This window comes from Bacillus sp. GW821-FHT01G09, from assembly GCF_059422205.1.
Genome location: NZ_JBWKWL010000005.1, coordinates 433,533 through 442,212, shown reverse-complemented (window position 1 = coordinate 442,212; position 8,680 = coordinate 433,533). Strand labels below are relative to the sequence as shown.

Sequence of the window (8,680 nt, the reverse complement as noted above, 5' to 3'; positions counted from 1 at the left end):
TGGCGCGCCCGAGAGGAGTCGAACCCCTAACCTTTTGATCCGTAGTCAAACGCTCTATCCAATTGAGCTACGGGCGCTTATCAAGCGACTTAACTATCATACTATCATTTGATGTTGAAGTCAAGAAGTTTTTTTAAAAAATGTTTTTCGAATCTTTTTCAATTCGACTTTTCTTATTATACACATTTTTATAATCTTGTAAACACCTTAGAAAAAACTTTTTTGTTTTTCGTTTTGTTTCACGCTGTTCATCAGCGACGTTTAATAATATACCATGCCTGTTTTATTTGGTCAACACTTTTCCTGTATTTTTTTATTTTCTTCTTTCACGCCTTCCCATGCTTATCGTGTATATATTTTATCTCATCTTACAAATAATATAAGAAAATCTCTTAAGAAGAAATGAGGCGTGTTATGTATTACTACAAAGAGGAACTGATTAATATCATTAAACCGGACAAGCCAGACCCGGCAGCTGCTAAGGTCCTGCAGGAGATATTAGGCGGTCATTATGGAGAAATGCGTACAATGATGCAGTTTTTTTTCCAAAGCTCTAATTTCAGAGGAAAGCAGAAACAGTATCGCGATCTGCTTCGCGGCATTTTTTTAGAGGAGATTGCCCACGTTGAACTGGTTCAAAACACAATCAATGCTTTATTAGATGAATCAGGCGGTGAAGGTGTCGGCAGTCAAGGTACAGATCAAGCGCCACTTGATGAAGCGGTTAAACATGCTAATCCTCATCATTATATTATTGGAGCGCAAAGTTCCCTTCCTGTTGATGCAGGGGGCAATCCGTGGAACGGGTCGTGGGTGTATAACCACGGAAACTTAATTACTGACCTGCTGGATAACCTGCTTCTTGAGTCGACAGGTGTGCTGCAAAAAACAAGAATTTATGAAATGAGCTCTAATCAGACGTTCCGCGAAACACTTGCTTTTCTGATTGTACGCGACAATGCTCACCAGAATGCATTCGCGAAAGCGCTCGAGACATTGGGCGTTGAATGGGCGAAGCTGCTCCCTGTGCCGAATTATGACATTAATAAATATCCTGAGTGCAGAAAGTATGTCGAATTAGGCTACCATAATGCACAGTTTAACTTTAGGTTGGATGAAACGAGAATCAGTGAAATCTATCAAGGGAAATCTCCAAGCCGAAATGGCGGAGAGTTACAAGTAATAGATCCTCCGGCAGGCTTTCCCGTACCAGTGCTTCCTGAAATACCAAATGAACACAGTCCTGGGTTAGACGATATGAATGCTTAATCCAGTGGGAAGGTGCTCAAGAAACTTCTTGAGCACCTTCTTAATTGTGACATTACGGATTCACTCAACGATTGGCGTTAAAGAATCGCCATTCCATATTTCTCCCTTATTGAGTGTCCAGCTGTCATGATATAAAGCTGAAGCCCCCTTGTTTACTGCTGGGCTCCATTCATCATTCCATGCCAGAAAGTAAATGGTTTTAGGATATCTATGTTTTATTGCATTGATAAATAGGCTGTAATCAAAGCTGCCGTTTGCTGTTTGCGGGCCGACTTCTGTAAAAGCAAATGGTTTATTAAGCGCTGTTAGCTGATCATATCCATTGATCGAGTAGGCATCTTGAAAATACGCATCTAATCCGACAATATCCACGTAAGACGCGCCCGGGTAAAAATCAGTTTTAAAATCTCGGTTGGCGTCGGGAGAGTAAACCCAAATCAAATGATCAAGTCCTCTTGTGTCGGTCATATAATGATAGATTTTCTTGTAGAGCTGTTTATATAGAGAGATTCTTTCATTATCCTTTTGGTTATATGATGTAAGTCCCCACCAAAACCATTCACCGTTCATTTCATGCAGCGGCCTGAACAAAACAGGCACACCTTGGTTCTCCAGCTCTTGAAGTCCGTCAGCAATTTTGCTGAGCATGGCATTCAGCCGCTTCCCTTCTGCTGTTGAAGAATCTAGTATTTTTTTATACTGATCGTTTGTAATCGGTGTTTTAAAATGCCCTGACTGAAAAGCAGGATTCGCCAGGTGCAAGCTGATTTGAGGGATTCCACCATTTTTCCAATACGACATTAAATCGCTGTTGCAGCTTACATCTATTGAATCTTCAATATTTGCTGTTTCAAGCCATCCTCTGGCATAATCGCAGCCGTAAATAGCAGGCGATTGCCCGGTGGCGCTTCGGATTCTATCAGCCTCAGCCATAGAAAATGTGTCATGACTGTAACCTCCGAACGCTCCGGAAAGGACTCTGTTTTCCGTTCGGTTCGGCAGGTGCGCAAGCCAGTTCATCACTGCTTTTGTTGTCTGCTGTGCATTAGGATTCACAGGCGACACAGTATGCGCTTCAATTGGTTTTGCTAAAACAGCAGACGCAAGTAAAAATAAAATGAGCAAAGAGATCGTATGTTTCTTAAACAAATGCAACTCCCCCATTCATTAAGGATGAGATATCATGAATTCACATGTTCCTTCTATTGAAAACTCGCCAAAATGCGCAGGCAAGACAAAGTGTGAGCCTGCATTGCATTCATACTGACTACCATTATTTATGATTCGTCCTGATCCGCTCAGAACACTCCCCAGCAAATAGGTTTGATATGAAGGAAAAGCAGTTCGGCCGCTAATCTTCCATTTGTACACTGAGAAATAATCTGATTGTACATATACAGTGATCTCTGCGTTACCAACTTCCTTCACTTCCGGTGTATGCACTTTATCGATATGCGGTATCGTTATGACTTCCATGGCTTTTTCTATATGAAGAGTTCTTTTTTGGCCCTGGTCATTACAGCGGTCATAATCGTATACGCGATACGTTGTATCAGAGTTTTGCTGGATTTCCAGGACAAGGGTTCCCTCACATAAAGCATGGAGTGTACCGCTTGGCACATAAAAGAAATCTCCGGGCTTGATTTTGATTCGCCTCAGCAGCCCGTTCCAATCACCGCTTTCTATTCGTTGTTTGAACTCTTCCTTTGTGCTTGCGTGATGTCCCAAAATTAGTTCGGCGTCATCTTTGCAATCAATGATATACCAGCACTCTGTTTTACCAAGGTCGCCATTTTCGTGCAGTTTTGCATAATCATCATCAGGATGGACTTGCACTGAGAGATCCATATTGGCGTCCAGCAGCTTTACCAGCAGCGGAAACACCTTCCTATCTGGAAAACCGAAAATCTCTGGATGATCTAGCCATACTTGATCTAGTGTCTTTCCTGCCAGCGGACCGCTTTTTACAGCCGACGGGCCATGGGCATGTGCAGAAACGGCCCAGCACTCACCTGTTTTTTGTGAGGGTATTGCGTAGCCAAAAACGTCACGAAGCTTCGTCCCTCCCCATAGTCTTTCTTTAAAGACAGGCTCTAAAAATAAAGGATGCGTCATGATCGCACCTCCCCGGATGCTGCCTCTGCTTGTAAGGCCTGGTGCGCCAAAACTAGCGTGCCGATGATTCCGGCGTTAGAGCCTAAACGTGGAGGTACAATATAATCACTTATATCATCTGACAATTCAGAAAAATCTAAGTAGTTGTTCATGATTTTCGGTACATATTGATAGATATAAGAAAACACTTGTTTCTGTTGCATGACGCCGCCGCCAAGAATGATTTTTTTAGGTGCAAGGATCAAAATATACTGAGCCAGTGCTTGGGCAATATAGTACCCTTCCAGTTCCCAGACTTGTGCTATATCTGATAAATCCGCGGCTTTTTTTCCCCAGCGCGCTTCAATGGCGGGACCGGAAGCCAAGCCTTCAAAGCAATCTCCATGATAAGGACACTTCCCTTGGTATGCGTCATCCGGGTGCCTCCGGATATAAATATGGCCCATCTCTGGGTGCGACAGCCCCTGAAGGAGCCTGCCCCCTACAATTGCTCCCGCACCGATGCCAGTACCAATCGTTATATACAGGCAGCTGTCGAGACCCTTCGCTTCACCGAAAAGGAATTCACCCAGCGCCGCAGCGTTGACATCTGTACTAAATCCGACTGGGATTTTCATTTCGTTCTTAACGGTTTGCAAAAAGGGGTAGTGTCTCCAGCCCGCTTTCGGCGTGGCCATAATGGTACCGTATGTTTGACTGGTTTTATCGTTATCAACGGGACCAAAGGAACCGATGCCGATTGCCTTTAATGAAAATTGGCGAAAATATTGAATTACTTTCTCTATCGTTTCATCCGGCATCTTTGTGGGGAATTCTATTCGGTCAATGATTGTTCCATCTTCCTTACCGACAGCACAAACAATCTTTGTGCCGCCTGCTTCAATACCGCCAAGCATGCAGATGGCCTCCTTGTTGTCTCCGCAATCAGCGCCGTATGTTTACAGAAGTCACAACAAACTTGTCATGCCGATGACGTGAAAAGGAATATTCAAATGGAATCCCGGTATCTAAGAAGCCCACATGTTCCACTTCAAGAATTGGATCATCCTGTTTACAGCCCAGATGCTGCTGGTCAATATGATCAGATTTGCAGGCTCTGATTTTCCGATGCGTTCCGGCGATTTTGAGGTGCAGCACATTTGTAATATGATTGTAGATCGAATCATGAAGGACATCGTCATTAATGCCCGGTATTAAATGAGTCGGCATATATGTTTTTTCTAATACATAGGGTTCACCTTCTACAATTCGCAGCCGAACGACATAATAAACCGGTGTTTTCTGATCAATAGACAAATGGGCGGCAACTTCCTCAGTGGGAAATTGCACTTCAAACTGAATGACCTTGCTTTGGATTTTTTTATCTTTCAGCAAGTTGGTCAATCCGAGAATCTCATTGCTGACTACATGGACATGGTCATCCTGTATTGCAGATTGAATAATAAACGTGCCATGGCCTCGTTTTCTAAACAGCAGACCCTCGGCAACTAAATTATCCAAGGCTCTCTTCATCGTCATGCGGCTTGAGTTAAATTCTTTTGCAAGAGATACTTCATCAGGAATGGGCTGATCGATCGGATATACGTTATTTTTAATTCTTTTTCTCATTTCATTTGCAATGATTTCGTATTTATTCATTGGTATCCTCCGGCAGCTGTTAGAGTCTGATATCACATAAGCTTTTACGGATATCATAAGTTCTTTTCCCTATTTCATCAATGTTGCGGATTTTCGTCATCTCTATTCGTTATGATGATTGCCGGAAGATCTTGACCTTTAGGAAAATCTAGAAACCGCTATGCTCAGCAACCTCTTTGAACCATTTTCCGCTCTTTTTGACGGTTCTTTCTCCGTCTTTCTCAAGATTGACTGATACAAACCCGTATCGGTTTTTATAGGCATTTGTCCAAGACCAGTTGTCCATGAACGTCCATAAGTGATAGCCTTTTACGTTTGATCCTTCCTGTATGGCGCGGTGAATCCATTTGAGGTGCTCTTTTATAAATTCAATCCGGTAATCATCTTGAATGATGCCTTGTTCATCTCTGAAGCGCTCTTCACCTTCAACCCCCATGCCGTTTTCAGAGATAAAACACTCGATGTTTCCGTAGTTTTCTTTTAAATTGATCAAAATATCATAAACGCCTTTTTCATAGATCTCCCAGCCGCGATGCGGATTCATTTTACGGCCCGGCATGACGTAGGGATCAAAATATCTGTCCGGCAAAAAAGGAGCGTCGGGATTCGGAAGATGTTCTTTCGCTTTCACACGTCTCGGCTGGTAATAATTCACTCCCAACAGGTCAACCGTGTTCTTTTTGATGATGTCAAGATCTTCAGCTTTGTAATCTGGCATAAAGCCTTCATGCTTCAACATGTCAACCAGCTCTTTGGGAAATTCGCCTTTGACAGATGGATCTAAAAAAGATCTGTTAAAAAACGCGTCTGCGATTTCCCCGGCTTTCACATCCGCCGGATGGCTGCTTCTCGGGTATGAAGGGGTCAAATTTAAGATGATACCGATTTTTCCGTCCTGCTTCATCTCCCTGTAAGCCTGAATGGCACGGGCACTTGATAGCATCGTATGAAATCCAACCTGGACGGCCTCTTTAAAGTCGACCTTGTTTGGATAATGAAAATCATATAGGTATCCGCCTTCTACGGGAACGATTGGTTCATTATGCGTGAACCATTTTTTCACCCGGCCGCCAAACAAACGGAAGCAAGTTCTTGCATAGTTTTCATACGCGTCAACCGTCTCTCTATTGACCCAGCCGCCGATTTTTTGAAGCACCATCGGCATATCGAAATGAAACAAATTGACAAAAGGTTCAATTCCGTTAGCGATCAACTCATCAATGACATTGTTATAGAAATTTGCGGCTGTATCGTTGATCTCGCCCGTTCCGTTTGGTATTAAACGTGACCAGGAAATCGACATCCGGAACGAGTTGTGGCCAAGCTCCTTCATCAGCCTGATATCTTCTTTATAGTTGTCGTAAAATTGGGATGTGTCTGCGGGGCCGACATGATCAAAAAAACGATGCGGTTCTTTTTCAAACCAATAATCCCATATATTCTGGCCTTTTCCGTCTCTGTCGGCGGCACCCTCCGTTTGTGTTGCTGAAGCCGATGATCCCCACCAAAAATCCTTTGGAAAACGATATTTTTCTGTTTGTGCCAAGTCTCTCTCCCCTTATGTCACATTTTTATGCTGTTATCATTTTGCTGAGCAGCTGAATCCTGCACAGCCTGTTCTTTTTCTTTTGCCAGATTTAATTTATCCATTGCTTTTAGGAATGGAAACCAGATCACGAAGACAATCAGCAGATTGATAAGCTGCATCACGCCCCCCATGATTGAGTTCGTCGCCATGATGCCATTAATGAATAATGGAACCGTCCACGGCACCGTCACACCAGTCGGAGGCGGAACGAGCCCGGCTGACATAGCCAGATAGGTGACGAGCGTAACAACCATCGGTGCCAGCACCCAAGGCACAATAATGATCGGATTCATGACAATCGGAAGCCCGAAGATAATCGGTTCGTTTACGTTAAAAATACCGGGAGCGAGGCCAAGTTTTGATACTTGCTTCATCTGCCTGCTTTTCATGAATATGAGAATGGTAAACACAATCGCAAGCGTCATCCCGGTTCCGCCCATCCCTACTGTATAAATCTCCATAAACGGTTTTGAAATAATATGAGGGATTTCTTTTCCCGCCGTGTAAGCAGAAAGGTTTTCTACCTGCAGTGTATTCCAAATCGGGTCCATCACGGAGTTGATAATGATCTGTCCATGCAGTCCGAAAAACCAAAGAATTTGAATGAAAAACACGGCAATCAGCGTTGGGATGATACCGCTTCCAAGTCCGACAAGCGGAGCCTGAATCGCGTGATAAATGACGTCGTGCATATTTGTTTTAAAAAACAGAGTCACCATTACGTTAATCAGCAAAAATACGGTCAATGTGATAAAAGCCGGAATAAGTGCGGCGAATGATTTTGCTACAGCAGGCGGAACGCCGGCTGGCATTTTGATTGTCAGGTTTTTTTGAACGATTCTTCTGTAGATTTCACCAGAAAGAAATGCCGTAATCATCCCAAGAAACATCCCTTTTGCACCGAGACGGTCGACCGGGATAACCCCTGTAACGGCATCTCCTGTTTCCGGCTGAACGATAAATGGCGTTAAGAGCAAAAAGGAAACCAAAGCGATCGCTCCGCCAAATACAGCTTCGACCTGATAGCTTTTTGACAGGTAATAGCCTATCCCGAACACAACAAAGACAGACATAATGCCCATAGTCGCCGTGGAGGCAATGCCGAAATGAGACTGAAACGATGTAAGCATTGAGGCATTCATGATTTTGTTTAGAAACGGCAAATTCGTTAACACGACAAAAATGGACCCGAATATCGTAAGCGGGAAAGCCAGCATAAATGCATCACGCAGCACTTGCAAATAGCGGTTATTGTTTAACCTCCCTGCAATTGGAACAAGGAATTGGCTGATTTTCTCGAACACCCTATCCACCCCGATTATTTATAGATTCTTGGTTTTAAAAAGATCAAGCATCTCTTTCACTAATTCTTTCATGGATAATGTTGACATCAGGTGATCCTCCGCATGCATAAGCAGCAATGAGAAAGCTTGTGCTTCTCCGCCGGATTCCTTTTGTATCATTTGAAAGTGAATGTCATGGGCCGCGGATAAATCCTGCTCAGCCTTGGCAATGAGGGCATCCGCCTCATCCTTGTTCCCTTCTTTGTAGGCGCGCAGTGATTGTATAATGCAGCTGCGGGCATTGCCGCTGTGCAGGATAAGCTGAAAACTGATTTGTTCGTCTGTTAAATTCGTGATTTTCACCTGTTCCATTATTGATTCTCCATTAAGGACAATGCCTGCTCATACGCTTTTTTCCCATCTGCCATTCCGTAGGCCATCATGTCAATGACTTCAACCCGAATGTTGTATTGATCCGCTTCTTTTTGGAGTTCGCTTTTCAGAAAGCTCATTTGCGGACCGATCAAAACGGCATCCGCTTTTCTCATGTCTTCTTTTGCTTTATCCTGGCCAACAGCCCAAATCTCTGCTTCCTCACCGATAGACTGTGCGTATTCCTTCATTTTTGTCACCAATAAACTGGTAGACATTCCTGAACTGCACGCGAGTAATATTTTTTTCAACTGCTATCCCCCCTTGTGATTAAAACGCTTACACCGATTATTATAGTCATTTATTTTTAAATGTCTATACTTTTGTAAAATAAATATAATCATATGCTTGTCCG

The 8,680-nt window shown here is 43.4% G+C and carries 9 protein-coding genes and 1 tRNA gene; 1 reads left to right on the top strand and 9 read right to left on the bottom strand.

All coding sequences use genetic code 11. From position 1 onward, the window contains the following. Positions 1 to 77: transfer RNA gene (locus AC07VD_RS18585), tRNA-Arg, on the bottom strand. A 337-nt stretch (positions 78 to 414) separates the two neighbouring features. Between AC07VD_RS18585 and AC07VD_RS18580 the strand changes: the two genes are divergently transcribed. Next, positions 415 to 1,269, top strand: coding sequence for a manganese catalase family protein (locus tag AC07VD_RS18580; protein ID WP_494721911.1), 855 nt, complete (start codon positions 415 to 417; stop codon positions 1,267 to 1,269). Positions 1,270 to 1,329: 60 nt separating this feature from the next. On the opposite strand, the gene gmuG is transcribed toward AC07VD_RS18580, so the two are convergent. The 8 genes from gmuG to AC07VD_RS18540 form a co-directional block, all read right to left on the bottom strand. After that, positions 1,330 to 2,418 carry a mannan endo-1,4-beta-mannosidase gene (gmuG, locus tag AC07VD_RS18575; RefSeq protein WP_124060022.1) on the bottom strand — a complete coding sequence of 363 codons (1,089 nt, stop codon included), beginning with the start codon at positions 2,416 to 2,418 and terminating at the stop codon, positions 1,330 to 1,332. 18 nt (positions 2,419 to 2,436) lie between these two features. After that, complete coding sequence (gene manA / locus AC07VD_RS18570; protein WP_124060023.1) at positions 2,437 to 3,384, bottom strand: mannose-6-phosphate isomerase, class I; 948 nt, start codon at positions 3,382 to 3,384, stop codon at positions 2,437 to 2,439. Next, the gene (locus AC07VD_RS18565; RefSeq protein ID WP_494721910.1) at positions 3,381 to 4,280 is read right to left on the bottom strand and encodes an ROK family protein; all 900 of its coding nucleotides are present in this window, start codon (positions 4,278 to 4,280) and stop codon (positions 3,381 to 3,383) included. Before AC07VD_RS18565 ends, manA begins: the two co-directional genes overlap by 4 nt. A gap of 28 nt (positions 4,281 to 4,308) precedes the next feature. After that, positions 4,309 to 5,022 (bottom strand): transcriptional regulator GmuR, encoded by a 714-nt coding sequence (gmuR, locus tag AC07VD_RS18560; protein WP_124060025.1) that lies wholly within the window; start codon positions 5,020 to 5,022, stop codon positions 4,309 to 4,311. Positions 5,023 to 5,170: 148 nt separating this feature from the next. Then, on the bottom strand, positions 5,171 to 6,568 hold the full coding sequence (gene gmuD, locus AC07VD_RS18555; RefSeq protein WP_124060026.1) for a 6-phospho-beta-glucosidase GmuD: 1,398 nt from the start codon (positions 6,566 to 6,568) through the stop codon (positions 5,171 to 5,173). 17 nt (positions 6,569 to 6,585) lie between these two features. Beyond that, complete coding sequence (gene celB, locus AC07VD_RS18550) at positions 6,586 to 7,914, bottom strand: PTS cellobiose transporter subunit IIC (RefSeq protein ID WP_024571324.1); 1,329 nt, start codon at positions 7,912 to 7,914, stop codon at positions 6,586 to 6,588. 18 nt (positions 7,915 to 7,932) lie between these two features. Next, the gene (locus tag AC07VD_RS18545; protein WP_021481624.1) at positions 7,933 to 8,265 is read right to left on the bottom strand and encodes a PTS sugar transporter subunit IIA; all 333 of its coding nucleotides are present in this window, start codon (positions 8,263 to 8,265) and stop codon (positions 7,933 to 7,935) included. Then, a complete protein-coding gene (locus AC07VD_RS18540) occupies positions 8,265 to 8,576 on the bottom strand; it encodes a PTS sugar transporter subunit IIB (RefSeq protein ID WP_014112863.1) in 312 nt (103 codons plus the stop codon). The genes AC07VD_RS18545 and AC07VD_RS18540 overlap by 1 nt, the downstream gene beginning before the upstream one ends. Positions 8,577 to 8,680: the final 104 nt, after the last annotated feature.

Excerpts from the sequence above, each read along its gene's own strand:
- AC07VD_RS18580 (WP_494721911.1), top strand. The coding sequence starts at position 415 with ATGTATTACTACAAAGAGGAACTGATTAATATCATTAAACCGGACAAG.
- AC07VD_RS18565 (WP_494721910.1), bottom strand. The coding sequence starts at position 4,280 with ATGCTTGGCGGTATTGAAGCAGGCGGCACAAAGATTGTTTGTGCTGTC.
- manA (WP_124060023.1), bottom strand. The coding sequence starts at position 3,384 with ATGACGCATCCTTTATTTTTAGAGCCTGTCTTTAAAGAAAGACTATGG.
- AC07VD_RS18545 (WP_021481624.1), bottom strand. The coding sequence starts at position 8,265 with ATGGAACAGGTGAAAATCACGAATTTAACAGACGAACAAATCAGTTTT.
- gmuR (WP_124060025.1), bottom strand. The coding sequence starts at position 5,022 with ATGAATAAATACGAAATCATTGCAAATGAAATGAGAAAAAGAATTAAA.